The sequence below is a fragment of the Diaphorobacter sp. J5-51 genome (genome assembly GCF_001023515.1).
Classification (GTDB): Bacteria; Pseudomonadota; Gammaproteobacteria; order Burkholderiales; family Burkholderiaceae_C; genus Diaphorobacter; species Diaphorobacter nitroreducens.
Genome location: NZ_JSYI01000054.1, coordinates 46,490 through 64,329, shown reverse-complemented (window position 1 = coordinate 64,329; position 17,840 = coordinate 46,490). Strand labels below are relative to the sequence as shown.

17 protein-coding genes are annotated in these 17,840 nt (G+C 68.7%); 8 read left to right on the top strand and 9 right to left on the bottom strand.

Going from position 1 to position 17,840, the window contains the following annotated elements; translation table 11 throughout:
- Positions 1-13: 13 nt before the first annotated feature.
- The gene (locus OX89_RS07640; protein WP_011803589.1) at positions 14-931 is read right to left on the bottom strand and encodes an SDR family NAD(P)-dependent oxidoreductase; all 918 of its coding nucleotides are present in this window, start codon (positions 929-931) and stop codon (positions 14-16) included.
- Positions 932-1,124: 193 nt separating this feature from the next.
- Between OX89_RS07640 and OX89_RS07635 the strand changes: the two genes are divergently transcribed.
- From OX89_RS07635 to OX89_RS07600, 8 genes are all read left to right on the top strand, one after another.
- Positions 1,125-2,030 (top strand): MaoC family dehydratase N-terminal domain-containing protein, encoded by a 906-nt coding sequence (locus OX89_RS07635; protein WP_047350160.1) that lies wholly within the window; start codon positions 1,125-1,127, stop codon positions 2,028-2,030.
- Positions 2,031-2,101: 71 nt separating this feature from the next.
- Entirely contained in the window at positions 2,102-3,262 is a 1,161-nt protein-coding gene (locus OX89_RS07630; protein ID WP_047350159.1) for an acyl-CoA dehydrogenase family protein, read from the top strand.
- Between the two features lie 161 nt (positions 3,263-3,423).
- A complete protein-coding gene (locus OX89_RS07625) occupies positions 3,424-4,614 on the top strand; it encodes a CaiB/BaiF CoA-transferase family protein (RefSeq protein WP_047350158.1) in 1,191 nt (396 codons plus the stop codon).
- A gap of 318 nt (positions 4,615-4,932) precedes the next feature.
- A complete protein-coding gene (locus OX89_RS07620; protein WP_047350157.1) occupies positions 4,933-6,297 on the top strand; it encodes an MmgE/PrpD family protein in 1,365 nt (454 codons plus the stop codon).
- Between the two features lie 88 nt (positions 6,298-6,385).
- Positions 6,386-7,393 carry a tripartite tricarboxylate transporter substrate binding protein BugD gene (locus OX89_RS07615; protein WP_047350156.1) on the top strand — a complete coding sequence of 336 codons (1,008 nt, stop codon included), beginning with the start codon at positions 6,386-6,388 and terminating at the stop codon, positions 7,391-7,393.
- A gap of 63 nt (positions 7,394-7,456) precedes the next feature.
- Positions 7,457-7,834 (top strand): VOC family protein, encoded by a 378-nt coding sequence (locus OX89_RS07610; protein WP_047350155.1) that lies wholly within the window; start codon positions 7,457-7,459, stop codon positions 7,832-7,834.
- A 29-nt stretch (positions 7,835-7,863) separates the two neighbouring features.
- Positions 7,864-8,733 carry a CoA ester lyase gene (locus OX89_RS07605; protein ID WP_047350154.1) on the top strand — a complete coding sequence of 290 codons (870 nt, stop codon included), beginning with the start codon at positions 7,864-7,866 and terminating at the stop codon, positions 8,731-8,733.
- Positions 8,734-8,815: 82 nt separating this feature from the next.
- Positions 8,816-10,039 (top strand): MFS transporter, encoded by a 1,224-nt coding sequence (locus tag OX89_RS07600; RefSeq protein WP_047350153.1) that lies wholly within the window; start codon positions 8,816-8,818, stop codon positions 10,037-10,039.
- Between the two features lie 36 nt (positions 10,040-10,075).
- On the opposite strand, the gene OX89_RS07595 is transcribed toward OX89_RS07600, so the two are convergent.
- The 8 genes from OX89_RS07595 to OX89_RS07560 all read right to left on the bottom strand — a co-directional run bounded on the left by OX89_RS07595 (position 10,076) and on the right by OX89_RS07560 (position 17,824).
- Positions 10,076-11,188, bottom strand: a complete 1,113-nt coding sequence (locus OX89_RS07595; RefSeq protein WP_011803581.1) for a CaiB/BaiF CoA-transferase family protein — start codon at positions 11,186-11,188, stop codon at positions 10,076-10,078.
- Positions 11,189-11,231: 43 nt separating this feature from the next.
- Complete coding sequence (locus tag OX89_RS07590) at positions 11,232-12,020, bottom strand: helix-turn-helix domain-containing protein (RefSeq protein ID WP_084002033.1); 789 nt, start codon at positions 12,018-12,020, stop codon at positions 11,232-11,234.
- A gap of 40 nt (positions 12,021-12,060) precedes the next feature.
- The gene (locus tag OX89_RS07585; protein WP_047350152.1) at positions 12,061-12,855 is read right to left on the bottom strand and encodes an enoyl-CoA hydratase/isomerase family protein; all 795 of its coding nucleotides are present in this window, start codon (positions 12,853-12,855) and stop codon (positions 12,061-12,063) included.
- Entirely contained in the window at positions 12,852-13,658 is an 807-nt protein-coding gene (locus tag OX89_RS07580) for an SDR family oxidoreductase (protein WP_047350151.1), read from the bottom strand. Before OX89_RS07580 ends, OX89_RS07585 begins: the two co-directional genes overlap by 4 nt.
- 12 nt (positions 13,659-13,670) lie before the next feature.
- Positions 13,671-14,669 carry a tripartite tricarboxylate transporter substrate binding protein gene (locus OX89_RS07575; RefSeq protein ID WP_047350150.1) on the bottom strand — a complete coding sequence of 333 codons (999 nt, stop codon included), beginning with the start codon at positions 14,667-14,669 and terminating at the stop codon, positions 13,671-13,673.
- Positions 14,670-14,769: 100 nt separating this feature from the next.
- Positions 14,770-15,534: a crotonase/enoyl-CoA hydratase family protein gene (locus tag OX89_RS07570; protein WP_047350149.1), complete on the bottom strand. Its 765-nt coding sequence runs from the start codon at positions 15,532-15,534 to the stop codon at positions 14,770-14,772.
- A 279-nt stretch (positions 15,535-15,813) separates the two neighbouring features.
- Complete coding sequence (locus OX89_RS07565) at positions 15,814-16,581, bottom strand: SDR family NAD(P)-dependent oxidoreductase (RefSeq protein WP_047350148.1); 768 nt, start codon at positions 16,579-16,581, stop codon at positions 15,814-15,816.
- Between the two features lie 64 nt (positions 16,582-16,645).
- Positions 16,646-17,824, bottom strand: a complete 1,179-nt coding sequence (locus tag OX89_RS07560; RefSeq protein ID WP_047350147.1) for a thiolase family protein — start codon at positions 17,822-17,824, stop codon at positions 16,646-16,648.
- Positions 17,825-17,840: the final 16 nt, after the last annotated feature.

The following is a 17,840-nucleotide window of genomic DNA, read 5'->3' as shown; positions in this document are numbered from 1 at the left end:
GGTTGTTCCCTGCTTACACAGGATCCCAGGAGAACACGTCGCCCGAGCGCTCCATGGGCACGAACGAGGCCTTGAGCGCGGGCATGCCGTGCTCGGCGATGAACTCGGGCGTCCAGCCTTCGCTGCGGTGCACCGAGCGCAGGGGGCGCGGCTGGCTCATCAGGAAGATTTCGTTGTTGCGTACGGCGAAGACCTGGGCGTTCACGTCCTGGGCCTGGTCCGACAGCAGGTACACGGCCAGCGGGGCGATCTTGTTGGGCGTCATCTGCTGGATCTTGGCCACGCGCGCCTGCTGCTCGGGCGTGTCGGTGGGGATCGAGCCGATCATGCGGCTCCACGCAAAGGGCGCGATGCAGTTGGAGCGCACGTGGAACTTCTGCATGTCCAGCGCGATGGACTTGGACAGCGCCACCAGCCCCAGCTTGGCCGCGCTGTAGTTGGCTTGGCCGAAGTTGCCGATCAGGCCCGAGGTGGAGGTCATGTGCACGAAGGCGCCGCTCTCCTGCTCCTTGAAATGGTTGGCGGCCGCGCGGCTCATGTAGTAGCTGCCGTACAGGTGCACCTTGAGCACGGCGTCCCACTCGTCCAGGCTCATCTTGTGGAAGAAGCGGTCACGCAGGATGCCCGCGTTGTTGACCACGCCGTCGATGCGGCCGAAGTGGTCCAACGCGCACTGGATGATGCGGCCCGCCGCAGCGGCCTCGGCCACGCTGTCCATGTTGGCCACGGCCTGGCCGCCAGCGGCCTTGATCTCCTCGACCACCTTCTGCGCGGGGCCGGCGTCGGTGCCTTCGCCCGTGGTGGAGGTGCCGATGTCGTTCACCACCACCTTGGCCCCGGCGGCGGCCAGCGCCAGCGCCATGTCGCGCCCGATGCCGCCGCCAGCCCCCGTCACCACCACCACCTTGTCCTGCACCATCTTCTGCGCCATGTCTGTCGTCCTTTGTTTGCGATAGGAAATCAATGGCTGCGAGCATGACGGCAAAGGGCCGCCCGCGCTATTCGGCAATCGCAAGGGCGGGCTTCGGCCCCATGAAAGCGGCGCGAAGACCCCGGGGGCTTCATGGGCGACGAAGAGGCGCTTTCACAAACGCGGATTGCGCGGGTGTCGGCCAGACCGCACGATGGCGACCATGACCGAACCCACCATCGACACCGCCCAGCTCGCGCACCTGCAGACCTGGCAGGGCCAAAGCGAAACCCTGAGCGACACCCTCACGGCCACGCCCATCGCGGCGCTGTCGGCCACGCTGGACCGCGACGACCCTGCGCCCGCCCCCGGCACCACCGTGCCGCCGCTGTGGCACTGGCTGTACTTCCTGCCGCATGCGCGCCAGAGCGAGATCGGCCCGGACGGGCACCCCAAGCGCGGGGGTTTTCTGCCGCCCGTGCCGCTGCCGCGCCGCATGTGGGCGGGGGGGCGCCTGCGCTGGGAAATGCAGGGAGATGGTGCCAACCCGCTGCAGGTGGGCCAGCAGGTGCAGCGCACCTCCACCATCCAGTCCGTCAAGCACAAGGCCGGGCGCTCGGGTGAGCTGCTCTTCGTGCTGGTGGAGCACCAGTACCGCAACGCGCAGGGCCTGGCGCTCACCGAGGAGCACGACATCGTCTACCGCAGCGCCGCCCAGCCCGGCGACCCGGCGCCCACGCCGCAAAAGCCGCAGCTGGAGGGCCAGGCCGCCTGGTCGCGCACCATCGTGCCCGACGCCGTGCTGCTGTTTCGCTACTCCGCGCTCACCTTCAACGGCCACCGCATCCATTACGACCGCAAGTACGTGACCGAGGTCGAGGGCTACCCCGGCCTGATCGTGCACGGCCCGCTGATCGCCACGCTGCTGCTGGACCTGCTGCGCCGCAGCCTGCCCGGTGCGCAGGTGCTCACGTTCGACTTCCGCGCCGTGCGCCCCACCTTCGACCTGCACCCGTTCAGCGTGCACGGCAAGCCGTCGGCCGATGGCAAGACCGTGGAGCTGTGGGCCCAGGACCACGAGGGCTGGCTGACCATGCAGGGCACCGCCACGCTGGCCTGAAAACTACCAAATCCATAGCTGCTGGCGCTTACCACATCAGCGTCAGAGACCAAAAACACTTGAAAACCACCATGATCCACCAGCCCGACCAGTACCAGGAAATCCGCGACGCCGTGCGCGCCCTCTGTGCCCAGTTCCCCGACGAATATTTCCGCAAGATCGATGAGGCCCGCGGCTACCCCGAGGCCTTTGTCGACGCCCTGACCCAGGCCGGCTGGATGGCCGCGTTGATTCCGCAGGAGTACGGCGGCTCGGGCCTGACCATGGCCGAGGCCTCGGTCATCATGGAAGAGATCAACCGCAGCGGCGGCAACTCCGGCGCCTGCCACGGCCAGATGTACGTGATGAACGCCATCGTGCGCAGCGGCAGCGAAGCGCAAAAGCAGAAATACCTGCCCAAGATTGCCTCGGGCGAGCTGCGCATCCAGTCCATGGGCGTGACCGAGCCCACCACGGGCAGCGACACCACCAAGCTCAAGACCAGCGCCGTCAAGAAAGACGGCCGCTGGGTCATCAACGGCCAGAAGGTCTGGATCTCGCGCATCCAGCACAGCGATCTGATGATTTTGCTGGCCCGCACCACGCCCGCCGACCAGGTGAAAAAGCGCTCCGACGGCCTGTCGTGCTTCCTGATCGACCTGCACCAGGCGATTGGCAACGGCCTCACCGTGCGCCCCATCCTGAACATGGTCAACCACGAGACCAACGAACTGTTCTTCGACAACCTCGAGATCCCCGAGGACGCGCTGCTGGGCGAAGAAGGCAAGGGCTTCAAGACCCTGCTGGACGGCCTGAACGCCGAGCGCACGCTGATCGCCGCCGAGTGCATTGGCGATGGCTACTGGTTCATCGACCGGGCCAGCAAATACGCCAAGGAGCGCGTGGTGTTCAACCGCCCCATCGGCCAGAACCAGGGCGTGCAGTTCCCGATTGCCGATGCCTTCATCGAGCTGGAAGCCGCCAACCTGATGCGCTGGAAGGCCTGCGAGAAGATTGACGCCCACCAGAACGCGGGCGCCGAGGCCAACATGGCCAAGTACCTGGCGGCCAAGGCCAGCTGGGAAGCGGCCAACGTCTGCCTGCAGACCCACGGCGGCTTTGGCTTCGCGTGCGAGTACGACATCGAGCGCAAATTCCGCGAGACGCGCCTGTACCAGGTGGCGCCGATTTCGACCAACATGATCTACAGCTACGTGGCCGAGCACATCCTGGGCTTGCCCCGTTCGTTTTAAATGCAACACCCCCTGAGTCGCTGCGCGCCTTCCCCCTCTCTCGCTTTGCGGGAGGGGGACGACACCCTCGGTGCGGGGCGGCCCTTCCTCGGTGTCCCTGAGGTTGGGTTGCGCCGGTCGCAAGCGCCGCTCACCGCGCTCGTACAGGGAACGACTGACCCATGACAAAAACCATCCGCCCCCTTGACGGCATCACCGTCGTCTCGCTGGAACACGCGGTGGCCGCGCCGTTCTGCACGCGCCAGCTGGCCGACCTGGGCGCGCGCGTCATCAAGGTGGAGCGCCCCGGCAGCGGCGACTTCGCGCGCGGCTACGACCAGCGCGTGAAGGGCCAGTCGTCGCACTTCACCTGGATCAACCGCAGCAAGGAGAGCCTGGCGCTCGATGTGAAGCAGCCCCAGGCCAAGGCCGCGCTACTGCAGCTGCTCAAGACCGCCGACGTGCTGGTGCAGAACCTCGCGCCGGGCGCGGCCGCGCGCATGGGCCTGTCGTACGAAGCGCTCAAGGCGCACAACCCCAAGCTCATCGTGTGCGACATCAGCGGCTACGGCGCGGACGGCCCGTACCGCGACAAGAAGGCCTATGACCTGCTGATCCAGAGCGAGGCGGGGTTCCTCTCCGTCACGGGCACGCCCGAGACGCCATCCAAGTCCGGCATCTCGGTGGCCGACATCGCCGCGGGCATGTATGCCTACACCAACATCCTGTCGGCCCTGCTGCTGCGCGGCAAGACGGGCGAGGGCAGCCACATCGATGTGTCCATGCTCGAAGCCATGGGCGAGTGGATGGGCTATCCGATGTACTACGCCTTTGACGGCGCGCCGCCGCCGCCGCGTACCGGCGCATCGCACGCCAGCATCTACCCCTATGGCCCGTTCGTGGCGGGCGATGGCAAGACGGTGATGCTGGGCCTGCAGAACGAGCGCGAATGGAAGGCCTTTTGCGACGCCGTGCTGCAGCGCCCCGAAGTGGCCACGGACGCGCGTTTTGACAGCAACGGCCAGCGCAACGCCCACCGCGACGCGCTGCAGGCGCTGATCCTGCAAGAGTTCTCCACGCTCAGCGCCGCCCAGGTCGTCGAGCGGCTGGACCAGGCGGGCATCGCCAACGCCCGCGTGAACGACATGGCCGACCTGTGGGCGCACCCGCAGCTGGCCGCACGCCAACGCTGGAGCGAAGTGGATTCCCCCGTGGGCCGCATCCCGGCGCTGCTGCCGCCCGGCGTGAACAGCGCGTTCGATTACCGCATGGACGCCGTGCCTGCCGTGGGCCAGCACAACGCCGCCATCCTGGCCGAGCTGGGCTGGAGCGCCGAGCAGATCGACGCCCTGCAGGCACCGCAACCTCTTTGACGCAAAAACCATAGCTGCTAGGGCCTGTTCACACTATTTTTGCCAGATGCGTTGCGATCAAAAAGGGCCAGGCGCAAGGCGCCAAACGAAGCTGGGGTGCTACCCCAGCGAGGCTTGGCAACGCCGCGAATGGCCCTTTTTGATCGCAACCCGGAGGGAACGGAGTGAGAACCGCGCCATTCGTCGTTGCCCTCCTAGCCAAGGCCCCGGCCTTGGCGTCGTCACGCGCCTAGATTGGCGCGGTTTTCACGCCATTCGCACTGGCAAAAATAGTGTGAACAGGCCCTAGCGCTTGATACGCCTGCCCGGGAGCCCGAAATGAAGCAAGAAACCCAAGTCACCATCCATCCCCTGGCCCAGTTTGCCGCCACGCTGCAATGGAGCGACGTGCCCGCACCCGTGCAGCGCCGCACCGAAGACCTGTGGGTGGACTGGTTCGGCTCCGTGCTGGCCGGCTGCCGCGCGCGGCCCGTGGCCAGCATCACGCGCTTTGCCCTGTCGCAAGGCCCTGCCAGCGGCCCGGCCGAGGTGATCGGCCACGGCGCCACCAGCAGCCCCATGATGGCCGCGCTGGCCAACGCCGCGGCCAGCCATGTGGCCGAGCAGGACGATGTGCACAACGGCTCGGTGTTCCACCCGGCGGCCGTGGTCTTTCCGCCCGCGCTGGCCGTGGCGCAAAGCATCGGCGCCAGCGGCGCGCAGCTCATGGCGGCCTGCGTGGCGGGCTATGAGGTCGGCATCCGCGTGGGCGAATTCTTGGGCCGCAGCCATTACAAGGTGTTCCACACCACGGCCACGGCCGGCACGCTGGCGGCAGCCGCTGCCGTGGGGCGCCTGCTGGAGCTCACGCCCGCGCAGATGCAGCATGCGTTTGGCTCGGCCGGCACGCAGTCGGCGGGGCTGTGGGAATTTTTGCGCACCGCAGCCGACAGCAAGCAGCTGCACACGGCCCACGCCGCCGCGGCCGGCCTGATGGCCGCCTACCTGGCCCAGGACGGCTTCACCGGCGCGCAGGACATCTTCACCGGGCCGCAGGGCCTGGCCGCGGGCATGTCCAGCGATGCCAACCCGGCCAAGCTCACCGAGGGCCTGGGCACCCGTTGGGCCACGGCCGAGACATCGTTCAAGTGGCATGCCTCGTGCCGCCATACGCACCCCGCGGCCGACGCGCTGCAGCAGGTGATGCGCGAGCACGGCCTGGCGCCCGCCGACATCGCACAGGTGACCTGCCATGTGCACCAGGGTGCCATCGACGTGCTGGGACCGGTGGTCTCGCCCACCACGGTGCACCAGAGCAAATTCTCCATGGGCACGGTGCTGGCATTGGCCGCACGCTTTGGCCATGCGGGTTTGACCGAATTCGACGAGCAGTTCCTGGCCCCGGACACTGTGACCTTGCGCGAGAAGGTGCGCATGGTGCTGGACCCCGAGGTGGACGCCGCTTACCCGCAGCGCTGGATCGGCAAAGTCACCGTGCAGACGACCGACGGCCGCACGCTGGCCGGGCGTGTGGAAGAGCCCAAGGGCGACCCCGGCAACACCCTCTCGCGCGAGGAACTCACGGCCAAGGCCCTGCGCCTGGCCGCCTACGGCGGCGCGGTGTCCGATGCGCAGGCCCGGGCGGCCGTGCAGCGCCTGTGGCAAGTGCAGGAGTGGCCGCGCACGCAGCATCTGCTGGGCTGACCGGCGGTCCCGCCTGCGCCGCGGCCCATGATTCCCCCAGGGGCGCAGAAGACGCCCTCTTCACCACCACCGACAAGGAGACACACGCATGACCGCACGCTTCATCCCGATTTCCCGGCGCACCACCTTCGGCGCCATCGCCGCGGCCTGCGCGGCGATGGCCTTGGGCGGCCCTGCCGCCGCCAACACCTGGCCTGAAAAGAACGTCACCCTGGTCGTGCCCTACAGCGCCGGCGGCCCCACCGACGTGGTGGCGCGCCTGCTGGCCGTGCCCATGGGCCAGTCGCTGGGCCAGACGGTGGTGGTGGAGAACACCGTGGGCGCGGGCGGCACGCTGGCGCCCGCGCGCATCGTGCGCTCCAAGCCCGACGGCTACACCATCCTGATCCATCACATGGGCATGGCCACGGCCCCGGCGCTGTACAAGAAGCTGCCCTATGACCCGCTCAAGGACTTCGAGTACATCGGGCAGGTGCTGGACGTGCCCATGACGCTGCTGTCGCGCAAGGACTTCCCCGCCAACACCTTCCCCGAGCTGCTGGACTACGTGAAGAAGAACCAGGACAAGGTGTCGCTGGCCAACGCAGGCGTGGGTGCCGTGTCGCAGCTGTGCGGCATGCTGTTCATGCACCAGGTGGGCGTGAAGCTGACCACCGTGCCCTACAAGGGCGCCGGCCCGGCCATGAACGACCTGATGGGCGGCCAGGTGGACCTGCTGTGCGACCAGACCACGCAGACCGCCCCGGTGATCCGGGATGGCAAGCGCGCCAAGGTGTTCGGCGTGACCACGCCGCAGCGCCTGGCATCCATGCCCAACATTCCCACGCTGGACGAGCAGGGCCTCAAGGGCTTCGACGTGAAGGTGTGGCACGGCATGTACGCCCCCAAGGGCACGCCCAAGGACGTGATCGAGAAGCTCAACAAGGCGTTGAACGTGGCGATCAAGGACGAGAACGTGAAAAAGCGCATCGCCGAGTTGAGCTCCGACCTGGTCTCGCCCGACAAGGCCACGCCCGAAGGCCTGCGCAAGCACCTGGAAGCCGAGGTGGCGCGCTGGGACAAGGTCATCAAGGCCGCCGGCGTGAGCGCGGAGTAATCTCGCCCGGTTTGCCCCGGCTGGCACGCTACCGGCTGGGGCGCTTGCACCACAAGGCACCCCATGATCGACCGACTGGACCACCTCGTGCTCACCACCGCCCATGAAGCGCAGTGCGTGCACTTCTACTGCACCGTGCTGGGCATGGCGCTGCAGACCTTTGGCGAAGGCCGCAAGGCCTTTGTGTTCAACGGGCAGAAGATCAACCTGCACATCCAGGGCCGCGAGTTCGAGCCCAAGGCCCTGCACCCCCTGCCGGGCGCGCTGGACCTGTGCTTCATTGCGTCCATCCCGCTGGCGCAGGTGCAGCAGCGCCTGGCCGAGCACGGCATTGCCATCGAGTGCGGCCCGGTGCAGCGCACCGGCGCGCGCGGCCCCATCCGCTCGGTCTACGTGCGCGACCCGGACCACAACCTGATCGAAATCTCCGAATACGCCTGACCCGCGCTGTTCCCGCCTCCCTGCTTCCCATGACCGACTCCGTGCGCCACGCCTGCTCCTTCCTCTTCGTTCCCGCCACCCAACCCGAGCGGCTGCCCAAGGCCCTGGCCAGCGGCGCCGACCTGGTGATTGCAGACTGGGAGGACGCCGTGGCCCCCGCCGACAAGGAACGCGCCCGCACCGCCCTGGCCGACGCGCTGGCCGCCCTGCCGGCCCCGCAGCGCGCACGGCTGCTGGTGCGCATCAACAGCGAGGCAACCCCCTGGTTTGCGGCCGATCTGCAGGCGTTGGCACAACTCACCGCCCAGGGCTTGGCCGGCGCCGTGGTGCCCAAGGCCGAGCGCGCGCAGGCCCTGCAGGCCGTGGCCCAGGCCGCCGGCCTGCACGCCGCGCTGGTGCCGCTGGTGGAAAGCGTGGCGGGCCTGGCCGCCGCCGACGCGCTGGCTGCCGCGCCCCAGGTAGCGCGGCTGGCCTTCGGGCACCTCGACTTCCAGGTGGACGCAGGCATGGCCTGCGCCGAAGACGAACAGGAGTTGCTGCCCGTGCGCATGGCCCTGGTGCTGGCCTCGCGCCGCGCGGGGCTGGCCGCGCCCATCGACGGCGTGACGGTGGACACGCGCAATCCCGAGCGCATGGGCCGCGATGCCGAGCGCGCGCGGCGCATGGGCTTTGGCGGCAAGCTGTGCATCCACCCGGCGCAGGTACCGGTGCTCCATGCCGCCTTCGACCCCGATGAGGCTGCCGTGGCCTACGCGCAGCGCGTGCGGCAGGCGCTGGAGCAGGCGGGTGGCGGCGTGTGCGTGCTCGACGGCCGCATGGTCGATGCACCGGTCCTGGCGCAGGCCGAGCAGACCTTGCTGCGCCACGCACGGGCGCTGCAGCGCCTGGCGAGGGTCTGAAGGCCCGCTCCGGTTTCGTGCCTGCAGCTCTGCCGCGCGCCGGCACAATCACCGGCGTGCCCCTACCGTCATTCTTCCCTCGATGAGACTCTCCCGTACACAACCGCTGTGGGTCATGCTGCTCACGCTGCTGTCGGGCTTTGCGCTGAGCCAGGCTTACCGCACCACCACCGCCATCGTGGCCCAGGGCCTGCAGGCAGATTTCGGCCTGCAGGCTTCCTCGTTGGGGGCGTTTGCCGGACTGTTTGGTTTGTCGTTCGGCATTGCGCAACTGCTGATGGGCATCGCGCTGGACCGCTACGGCCTGCGCCGTACGGTGCTGGTGGCTGCGCCCCTGGGCATCGCTGGCGCGGCCCTGTCTGCGCTGGCGCCCAGCTATGGCTGGCTGATGGTCGGTCAGGTGCTGATCGGGGTGGGCTATTCACCCGCCTTCGTGGCCTGCACGCTGTTCATTGCGCGCTATTTCGCGGCCGACCGGTTTGCCTTTTTCTCGGGCCTGAGCATGGGCCTGGGCGGGCTGGGGTTGCTGTTCACCGGCACACCGCTGGCCTGGGTGGTGCAGCACTGGGGCTGGCGTGCCGGCTTTGGCCTGCTGGCTGGCCTGAGCCTGCTGTCGTGGCTGTTGATTTATGCGCTGGTGCATGAACCGGTACGTGCCGATACCGCACACCGTCCAGCCAGCAGCTGGGGGGAGGCGCTGACGGGCATGGGACGGCTCTTTACCGTGCCACACACCTGGGGCATCGTGATCCTCGGCATGTCGTGCTATGCGGCCTTTTTGTCGCTGCGCGGCCTGTGGCTGGGGCCTCTGCTGATCGACCGCTACGGTTTTTCGCTGGTGGACAGTGGCAACGTGGCGCTGGTGTTGTCGCTGATTGCGCTGTTCACCCCCGCCGCTTTCGGCCGCATGGACCCGGGCCCCGCCCGGCGCCGCACCTGGGTGGGCCGCGCTTCGCTGTCGATGGCCGGCCTGTTCGCCATCATGGCCTGGGTCAACAACGCCCAGGCCACGGTGGCGCTGATGATCGCGATGGGGCTGCTGTCAGGCTACAGCATCTTGCAGTATGCCGACGTGCGCTCGTCCTACCCCAACGAACAGACGGGGCGCGCCCTGTCGCTCTACACCATGGCCATGTTTCTGGGGGTGGCGCTGATGCAATCGCTGACCGGCGCCGTGGCCGGCTGGGCCACCAGCGCCGGGCTGGAGCCCTACCGCGCGGTGTTGCTGTGCATCGCCGCCTGGCTGGCGCTGGCGTCGCTGGCTTTCAGGCTGCTGCCAGCGTCCGCGCTGCTCCAGCAACGGTAACCAGGGCCGCGCGGGAGACTGCCCCGCGCAACGCGCTCAGCGCTGGCGCCACACGGCCCGCGCGCCGGACTGGCCCAGGCCTTCCATGACCGACTGCGTATGCGCGCCGGGCGCGCAGGCCTCGCCCGGCTCGTAGGCTGCACCATCAAAGCGGGGCGCGGGTGCCGCCTGTAGCACCCCCTGGCGTTCGGAATACACACCCCGCGCACGCATGTGCGGGTGCTGCGCCGCCTCAACGGGGCTGAGCACGACGCCAAAACAGGCGTCGGTGGGCTCCAGCAGCGCCTGCCAGTGCGCACGCGGCTGCGCCAGGAACAGCGCGGCCAGCCGCGCGCGGCGCACCGGCCAGGCGGCCTTGTCCCATTGCGACCCGGTGAAATCGGGGTCCTCGGCCAGCCCCAGCACCTGCAGCAGCAGGGTGTAGAACTGCGGCTCGATAGCGCCCACGGTGACGTAATGGCCGTCGGCGCAGACATAGGTGTCGTAGAAGGGCGCGCTGTCGTGGATGCTCTGGCCGCGCACATCGGCCACCAGGCCGCTCTGGCGCGCACTCAGCATCAGGTTCAGCATATGGGCCGAACCGTCCACGATGGCTGCGTCCACCACCGTGCCGCGGCCCGTGGCGCGCGCCTGCACGATGCCCGACAGCAGCCCCGTCATCAGGTACATGGCACCGCCGCCGATGTCGCCGAGCACGGCGAAAGGCGAGACGGGCCGCGCGTCCGCAGGACTGCAACCCCACAGCGCGCCGCTGACGGCGGCATAGTTCGTGTCGTGCCCCGCACGCGGTGCCAACGGTCCGCTCTGGCCCCAGCCCGTCATGCGCCCGTACACCAGGCGCGGGTTGACCGCCATGCACTCCTCGGGGCCCAGACCCAGGCGCTCCATCACGCCAGGGCGCATGCCCTCGATGAGCGCATCGGCCTCGGCCACCAGGGCCAGCACCAACTGGCGCCCCTCCTCGGTCTTGAGGTCGGCAAACACCGAGCGCTTGCCGCGATTGAGCAAGGCGCCGGTCGTCTCGCGGCCCTTCGTCTCGCGCACCACGGAAATGACGTCCGCACCCAGGTCGGCCAGGTGCATCGCACAAAACGGCCCCGGCCCCAGGCCGCCAATCTCCAGTACGCGCACGCTGTCCAGAACCTTCACGATGTCTCCTTGGTAGATGTTGTATGGGTGGCGGGCGCGGGTATCAGGTGAGGCCGGAGGCCCCGAGCACGCTCTCCACCGAGCGCACCAGCGTGCGCAGGCGCGGGCCCAGGTCTGTCTCCAGCCGGGCGTACATGGGGCTGAACACCGGCACCGAGACGGCGAACACCCAGAGTTCCCCGTCCTGCGGCTGCGACATGGGCACGGCGATGGATTCGATCTCGCGGTGCAGGTCGCCGTGGCTGCGGCAGAAGCCGTGGCGCGCAAAGTCGTCGCGCGCGTCCGTCAGGCGCTGCTCCAGCCACGCGGCGCGCTGCGGGTCGTTGCGCTGCAGGTCCTGCAGGTAGGCCTTGCGCTCATCCTCGGCCATGCCCAGCAGATAGGCGCGGCCCGTGGCCGTGCGCGACAGCGAGGTGGACACGCCGACTTCCTGGCGGAACACGGTGTTGCCCATGCCGTTGGCCAGCTCCACCAGGCACAGCTCGCGCTTGTAGCCCACCACCGCCTGCACCTGCCCTTCGGTCAGGTCGGCCAGCGCCTGCATGTGCGGGCGCGCAAACTGGCGCAGCGCCATGCGCGACAACACGGGCGACGACAACTGCAGCAGGCCCAGGCCGGGCACGTACTTGGACAGCCGCTCCGAATAGCGCAGCAGGCCCAGCTCGCACAGCGTGTCCGTCAGGCGAAACAGCGTGGGCTTGGGCAGACCGGTCAGGTCCATCAACTCCTTGGCGCTGAGTTCCTGGCACTTGCTGGAGAAGCACCGCAATATGGAAACGCCACGCACCAGGGCGCTGACCAGTTTGCCGTCCGGATCTGCGTTCACGTTCACATTGACCTCAAAAAGCTTGAGATTTTCACCTGTTTCAAAGTCAGGTCTGCGGCCACTGGAAGGGCATCGGCCTTTTCTCCAGGAAGCAGCGCACGGCCTCGCGGTGCTCGGGCGTGCCCATGGCCAGGGCCTGGGCGTTGGCCTCCTGCTCCAGCAGCGAGGGCAGGTCGCTCGCGGCCAGCGCGAGCGATCGCTTGATCAGGCTCAGCGCCACGGGCGATGCGCCCACGAAGCTGCGCGCAATCGCCTGTGCGCGGGCCTGCAGCGCCTCGGGCTCTACCAGTTCGGTGGCAATGCCCAGGCGCAGCGCCTCTTCGGCCGGCACCTCGCGGCCCGACAGCATGAGTTCGCGCGCACGCTGCACGCCTACCACGCGCGGCAGGGTGTAGAACGCCGCGCAGTCCGGCACCACGCCCACGCGGATGAACGACATGGCAAAGCGCGCGCGGGTGCTGGCGATGATGAAGTCCGCCGCCAGCGCCAGGCTGAAGCCCGCGCCATAGGCCGCGCCATCGACGGCAGCAATTACCGGCTTGTCCAGCAGCATCAGGTCCTTGAGCCAGTCGTGCAGGCTGGTCAGGCGCTGGCGCCAGCCGCCGTTGTCCAGCCCGCTGGCGGCGATGTTGGAGAGGTCGCCGCCCGAGCAGAAATGCGCGCCCGCGCCCGTCAGCACCAGCGCGCGGATGGCCGGGTCGGCCTGCACCTGGCGCACCACCGCGGCCATCTCCCCGCGCATGGCGGGGTCGAAGGCGTTGCGCTTGGCGGGGTTGCTCAGGGTCAGCGTGGCCACGCCGTCCTGCACCTCGAAAACGATGCGCTCGTATACCTGGCTCATGCCGCGCTCCGCGGCACGTACGACGCGCGCATGTCGCGCCCGCCGCGCAGCGACGAGCCACCATCCACGGGAATCACGGCGCCCGTCACGTAGCCCGCCTGCGGCGACGAGAGGAACAGCGCCATGTTCGCAATGTCATCGAGCGTGCCCATGCGCTGCAGCGGCACGGTGGCGACCGCGTTGGCCAATGCCTCGGGCGTGGGCGCCAGGCGCCGCATGCCCTCGGTGTCGCCAATCGGGCCGGGCGCGATGGCGTTCACGCGCACGCCCGTCTCGCCCCATTCCATGGCCAGCACGCGCGTCATCATGTCGATGCCGGCCTTGGCGGCGCAGGCATGCACCTGGTACATGGTGGGGTTCACGCCCTGCGGCGCCGAGATGTTGATGACGCTGGCGCCCGGTTTCTTAAGCATCGGGTACGCCAGGCGCAGCACGTGGAAGCTGCCGTTCAGGTCGATGTCGATCACGGTCTTGAAGCCGTTGGGCGACAGGTCGGCCGCGGGCGCGATGAAGTTGCCCGCCGCGCCGGAGATCAGCACGTCGATGTCACCGAATTGTGCGTGCGCCTGGCGCAGCGCGGCGTCCACCGCGGTGGGGTCGCGCACGTCGGCGCTGATGCCCAGCGCCTGCGCACCCAGCGCGCGCAGGCCTTCGGCCGCCTGCTGCACCTTGTCAGGCGAGCGGCTCATGACCACCACGTGGGCGCCCGCGCGTGCAAACGCCTGGGCGATGCCGAGGTTGATGCCGCTGGTGCCGCCGGCCACGAAGACGTGGCGGCCAGCGAAGGAGGAGGACTCAGCCATGGCGCCCTCCTTTCAGTCCAGCTGCAGCTTCTGGCTGCGGATCAAGTCGCCCCAGTCCTGCCGGTCGCGCTCCACGATCTTCGAGAACTGCTCGGGCGGCATGCCGCCGGGGCGGCCGCCCAGCTCGCGGTAGCGTTGGACCACGGCCGGGTCCTGCAGCACGGCGATGAGGTTGTCGGTGAGCTTCTTGACGACGGCCGGCGGCGTCTTGGCGGGCACGAAGAAGCCCATCCAGCCCACCTTGTCGAAGTCCTTCATGCCCAGCTCGGTCATGGTGGGCACGTCGGGCAGCTCGGGCTCGCGCGTGGCGCCGGTCACGGCCAGCGCACGCAGCTTGCCATTCTTCACATGGCCCAGCGACCCCGTGAGGTTGTCGAACATGAACTGGGTCTCGCCGGCCACGATGGCCATGGTGGCAGGCGCCGAGCCCTTGTAGGGCACATGCACCACGTCCACCCCCGCACTCTGGCGCAGCAGCTCGCCCATGAGGTGCGTGGTCTGGCCCACGCCCGCGGACGAGAAGGCCAGCTTGCCCGGCTCGCGCTTGGCCGTGGTGACAAGCTCCTTCAGGCTCTTGATGGGCGACTTCACCGGCACGACCAGCACGTTGGCGAACGAGATCATGTCGGTCAGCGCCACGAAGTCCTCGGCCTTGTAGGGGAGCTTCTGGTAGGCGGTGTAGTTGATGGCGTTCGAGCCGGTGTTGCCTACCAGCACGGTGTAGCCGTCCGGCTGCGCGCGCGCCACGAGGCTGCTGCCCAGCGAGCCGCCCGCGCCGGGCTTGTTGTCCACCACGATGGGCTGGCCCAGCCGCTCGCTGAGCTTTTGCGCCATGAAGCGCACGGGCGTGTCGGTGGTGCCGCCGGCCGCGCCGGGCACGACGAAGGTGATGGGGCGTGTGGGCCAGGCGGCGTCGGCCCGTGCGGGGTGCGACGCCGTCAGGGCGGCCAGGCCCAGCAAGGTGGTGGCGCCTGCGAGGCGCAGCGCGTGGCGGCGGTGAGAAAAAGGCATGGTTTGACTCCTGGGGTTCTTGCGGCGCCACGGCCGCTCTTTTGCTATGAATTAAATAGCTGTTTGCGCTTGATGGACGGGCGTTAGCGCCTCTTTTTCCTCAAACGCCTTTCCACACGGGTGCGCGCTTCTCGGCAAAGGCCGCAGCGCCCTCGCGCGCGTCCTGCGAGGCGAATACCGGCGCGGTGATGGCAGCCTGGCGCTCGAACATCTCGGCCTGCGACCAGTCGGCCGACTCCTGCGCCACGCGCTTGCTGGCGATCAGGGCCAGCGGCCCGTTGGCGGCCACGGCCTGAGCCAGCTCCAGGGCCGCTTCCAACGCCTGGCCGGGCTCGACCAGGCGGTTGACCAGGCCATAGGCCTGCGCGCGCTCGGCGCTGAACATGTCGCCCGTGAGGATGGCTTCCATGGCCACGTGGTAGGGCAGGCGCCTGGGCAGGCGCAGCAGCCCGCCGGCCGCGGCGGCCAGGCCGCGCTTGACCTCGGGAAGGCCGAATTGGGCCGTCTTGGCGGCGACGATCAGGTCGCAGGCCAGCACGGTTTCAAAGCCGCCGGCCAGGGCATAGCCCTCCACCGCCGCAATCAGCGGCTTGCGCGGGGGCTGCTGCGTGAGGCCCAGGAAGCCCCGCCCCGGCAGGCTGGGGCGCTTGCCCTGCAGAAAGCCCTTCAGGTCCATGCCGGCGCAGAACGTGCCGCCCGCGCCGGTGATGACGCCCACCTGCAGCGCGGGGTTGCGGTCCAGCTCGTCCAGCGCCGCCGCCATGGCCTCGGCCATCTCCAGCGTGGCGGCGTTGCGCGCCTCGGGGTTGCTCAGCGTCATGACCAGCACGTTGCCGCGCACTTCGACCCATACCGTGGATGCCATCACAAATTCCTTTCAGTTGTTCGCCGGGTTACATGGCCCGTGTCGCATGCAACCGGCACCTCAGCCCATTACTCCGAAGGCCGCGGAGCAGGCCACGCCAGCAGACGCCGTGGAGCCGGCTTTGCCGGGCCACTGGCGTCGTCCCCCTTCCCGGAGCGCGAAGCGCGCAGAGAGAAGGGGCTGAGGGGCGCGGCTCCGAGCCTGCCTGCGCAGGCTTGGACGTCCCCGAAGAGCTGTCGCCTCTGGCGGCTGCACGGAGGGGCGCTCCTCAGGGGGTTGTCACCTCGGCGCCATGCGGATGGCGCCATCGAGGCGGATGGTTTCGCCGTTGAGCATGGGGTTCTCCAGGATGTGCAATGCGGTCATTGCGTATTCCGAGGGGTGGCCCAGGCGCGCCGGGTGGGGCACGGAGGCGCCCAGCGACTGGCGCACGTTCTCGGGCAGCTTGGCCAGGATGGGGGTGTCGAACAGGCCGGGGGCGATGGTGCAGACGCGGATGAACTTGGACGCCAGGTCGCGTGCGGCCACGATGGTCATGCCGATCACGCCGGCCTTGGAGGAGGCGTAGGGAATCTGGCCGATTTGCCCCTCGTAGCCCGCCACCGACGCGGTGAGCACGCACACGCCGCGCTCGCCGTCGATCGGCTCGTTCTTGGCCATGGCAACGGCCGCCAGGCGCAGCGTGTTGAAGGTGCCGATCTGGTTCACGCGGATGATGTTGATGTACTTCTCCAGCGAGCCGGGGCTGCCGTCCTTTTCGATCAGGCGCACCGGGCCGCCGATGCCCGCGCAGTGCACCAGCGCGCGGAAGTTGCCGAAGGCCTCGGCCGCGGCGATGGCCTGGGCCATCTGTTCGGCGTCCGACACGTCGGCCTTCACATAGCGCAGGCGGCCGGCGTATTGTTGTTCCATGGTCTGGCCGCGCTCGTCATTCAGGTCCACGGCCACTACGTTCAGGCCACGCTCCAGCAGTGCGATGGCCGAAGCCTCGCCCAGGCCCGAGACTCCGCCGGTGACGAGGGCGGTCATTCCTTGTGTCAGCTTCATTTTTCTTTCCTTTTTTAATCTCTGGCGCCCGTCCATCAAGCGCCAGCAGCTATTGAATTGATAGTTACAGGCGTTCGATGATCGTGGCGTTGGCCATGCCCCCGGCCTCGCACATGGACTGCAGGCCGTAGCGCTGGCCACTGTCTTCCAGGGCGTGCAGCATGGTGGTCATGAGGCGGATGCCCGAGGCGCCCAGCGGGTGGCCCAGCGCAATGGCGCCGCCGCGCGGGTTCAGGCGCTCGCCGTCAGCCTTCAGCTCCTTCTGCCATGCCATGGGCACCGAGGCAAAGGCCTCGTTGATTTCGTAGTGGTGGATATCGTCCAGCTTCATGCGCGCCTTGGCCAGCACGCGCTGCGTGGCCGGGATGGGCGCGGTGAGCATGTACAGCGGGTCGTCGCCCACCACGTCGAAGGCCACGAAACGCGCACGCGGGCGCAGGCCCAGCTGCTGGGCACGCTGCTCGCTCATGATGAGCATGGCGCTGGCGCCGTCGGTCATCTGCGAGGCGTTGCCGGCCGTGGTGGCCCACTGGATCTGCGGGAACCGCGCGGACAGCTCCTCGTTCTCGAACACGGCCTTCAGGCCGGCGAGCTTGTCCACCGTGGTGCCGGCGCGGATGGTCTCGTCTGCCGTCACGCGGCCGGCAGGGGTGTCGATGCCCACGATCTCGCGCGCAAAGCCTCCGCTGGACTGCGCCGCGTGGGCACGCTGGTGCGAGCGCGCGGCATAGGTGTCCAGCGCGGTGCGGTCCAGGCCCCACTGGGCGGCCACCAGGTCGGCCGAGACACCCTGCCCCACCAGGCCGGGGGCGTAGCGGGCGTCAAAGCGCGGGCCGGTGGTGTTCTTGCCCATGCGCGAGCTGCCCATGGGCACGCGGCTCATGGACTCGACGCCGCAGGCGATCACGATGTCCTGCGTGCCCGCCATGATGGCCTGCGCCGCGAAGTGCACGGCCTGCTGGCTGGAGCCGCACTTGCGGTCGATGGTGGTGGAGGGCACGTGCGCAGGCAGGCCCGCGGCCAGCCAGGCCAGGCGCCCGGGCGTGCCCGCCTGCTCGCCGGCTTGGCTCACGCAGCCGCAGATCACGTCGTCCACCGTGCCGGGATCCAACTGGTTACGGGCGACCAGTTGCTCCAGCACCTGCGAGAGCAGGTCCACGGGATGCACCTCGGCCAGCGCCCCATCGGGCTTGGCCCGGGCCATGGGGCTGCGGATGGCATCGACGATGACGGGAATATTCATGCTAACTCCAGGTGTT